Origin of the sequence: Collinsella aerofaciens (assembly GCF_015552075.1) — a bacterium.
In the GTDB taxonomy this organism is placed as follows: domain Bacteria; phylum Actinomycetota; class Coriobacteriia; order Coriobacteriales; family Coriobacteriaceae; genus Collinsella; species Collinsella aerofaciens_Y.
This window is the reverse complement of sequence record NZ_JADNDZ010000048.1, coordinates 1-1778: the sequence shown is the minus strand read 5'-3', so window position 1 is coordinate 1778 and position 1778 is coordinate 1. Positions and strand designations below refer to the sequence as shown.

At 58.4% G+C, this 1778-nt stretch carries 4 protein-coding genes; all 4 read left to right on the top strand.

Annotated elements, in window-relative coordinates; genetic code table 11:
* Positions 1-466, top strand: a 466-nt coding sequence (locus tag I2D41_RS02935; protein WP_229042070.1) for a hypothetical protein, incomplete at its 5' end; no start/stop codon positions are given.
* 78 nt (positions 467-544) lie between these two features.
* Complete coding sequence (locus I2D41_RS02930; RefSeq protein ID WP_195247278.1) at positions 545-976, top strand: single-stranded DNA-binding protein; 432 nt, start codon at positions 545-547, stop codon at positions 974-976.
* 72 nt (positions 977-1048) lie between these two features.
* Positions 1049-1309 (top strand): type II toxin-antitoxin system RelB/DinJ family antitoxin, encoded by a 261-nt coding sequence (locus I2D41_RS02925; RefSeq protein ID WP_195233529.1) that lies wholly within the window; start codon positions 1049-1051, stop codon positions 1307-1309.
* Positions 1296-1568 carry a Txe/YoeB family addiction module toxin gene (locus tag I2D41_RS02920; RefSeq protein ID WP_324249060.1) on the top strand — a complete coding sequence of 91 codons (273 nt, stop codon included), beginning with the start codon at positions 1296-1298 and terminating at the stop codon, positions 1566-1568. Before I2D41_RS02925 ends, I2D41_RS02920 begins: the two co-directional genes overlap by 14 nt.
* Positions 1569-1778: the final 210 nt, after the last annotated feature.

Here is a 1778-nt window from a genome sequence, read left to right as displayed (position 1 = left end):
CACACGCAAGGGGCGGTGCCGACGCCGTGCGGTTAGGAGGAGCCAGATGGGCTACCACGTTCAGATCGTCTACTCAGATTTCACCATCAGGAAGGAGGACTTCGATCGCGGCTTTCAGATAGTCTGCGACCTTAACGCTCGCGATGACTTGAAGGGCGGCGGAAAGTTCGGTGGCGATCCGACGCCTAAGCCCGCTGATTCCAAGTCCTGCGCAAGCAGCCCCGACAAATGGTTCTCGTGGATGCTCTGGAACTACGACGAGGTTTGCGACAGTCTCCCCAAGGTGCTGGAGGAACTCGGTTTCGGAATCGACTATAACGATGATGGGGATATTGTCGGTCTTTCCTACGATTCCAAGACCGGAGACGAGGATGTTTTTCTCGATGCGCTCCGTCCGGTCGTGAAGGAGGGCTCCTACATCGTCTGGGAGGGAGAGGATTACGATCGTTGGTTCACTAGGTTCTAGATAACACGCCCAATGGTCGGGGCGGCGACTCGCCCCGACCCACCTTATTTACCAACATCCTTTGAGAGGATCATCGACATGAGCATCAACCGCGTCAGCATCACCGGCAACCTCACCCGAGACCCCGAGCTGCGCGTCACCGCAGGAGGCACGCAGGTGCTCTCCTTCGGCGTCGCCGTGAATGACCGCCGCCGCAACCCGCAGACCGGCGAGTGGGAGGACTACCCAAACTTCGTCGATTGCACTATGTTCGGCACGCGTGCCGAGGCCGTGAGCCACTTCCTCGCCAAGGGCAACAAGGTCGCGATCGAGGGCAAGCTGCGCTACAGCTCCTGGGAGAAGGATGGGCAGCGCCGATCCAAGCTCGAGGTCATCGTGGACGAGATAGAGTTCATGAGCCAGCGTCAGGGTGGCGCCGCCCCCGCTGCGGCTCCCGTTTCCACTCCCGCGCCCGCACCGGCGGCAATCCCGCCCTCGATCGACCTTTACGACGAGGATATCCCGTTCTAGCAAGTGATACACTGTATATACAATGCAAAGCGTGGTATATACAGTGTATTAGCATTGAAGGAGATACAGCCTATGTCGACCTCAAACATAAATATCCGAATCGAGGAATCTACCAAGCGCGACCTCGAGTCCGTTTGCAAGGAGCTTGGATTGTCAGTCACTACCGCATTTACCATTTTTGCCAAAAAGATGTGCAGGGAAAGGAGGATTCCCTTCGACGTCGCAATCGATCCCTTCTATTCGACTGAGAACCTAGACCACCTGCGCCGTTCGGTCTCGGAACTCGACTCGGGCAGAGGCTTGGAAAGGGGACTGCTCGATGCCGATGAATAAGGTTTGGTCACCGGAGGCGTGGAATGACTACCTTTGGTGGCAAAGCCAAGACAGAAAGACACCCAAGCGCATCAACGCCCTGATTCTAGATATTGACCGAAACGGCCTTTCGGTTGGAATCGGGAAGCCCGAACCTTTAAGGGGCGAGTTCTCAGGGCTTTGGTCACGCCGGATAGACAGAGCGAATCGTCTTGTCTACAGAATCACCGACAGAGGCATAGAGATCGTCTCGTGTAAGACGCATTACGGAGACCACTGATAGCGTCTGGCTCACTTGAAGCCCGCCCCGACCCGGCGGGCTTTTCCATGCCGCGGCTGCCGCCCAGGGGGAGCGCTCCGGCGCCGCCTCCCCCTGGACCCCCACGGGCCCTCTCCCGTCGCTCGCGTTTCACTCCCTTCCGACAGCCTGGGGCTACATAGGGAGCCCCTACGGCCGTCGAAAGCGCGCAAAACGCTCGCCCCTCGCAGG

Excerpts from the sequence above, each read along its gene's own strand:
- I2D41_RS02930 (WP_195247278.1), top strand. The coding sequence starts at position 545 with ATGAGCATCAACCGCGTCAGCATCACCGGCAACCTCACCCGAGACCCC.
- I2D41_RS02925 (WP_195233529.1), top strand. The coding sequence starts at position 1,049 with ATGTCGACCTCAAACATAAATATCCGAATCGAGGAATCTACCAAGCGC.
- I2D41_RS02920 (WP_324249060.1), top strand. The coding sequence starts at position 1,296 with ATGCCGATGAATAAGGTTTGGTCACCGGAGGCGTGGAATGACTACCTT.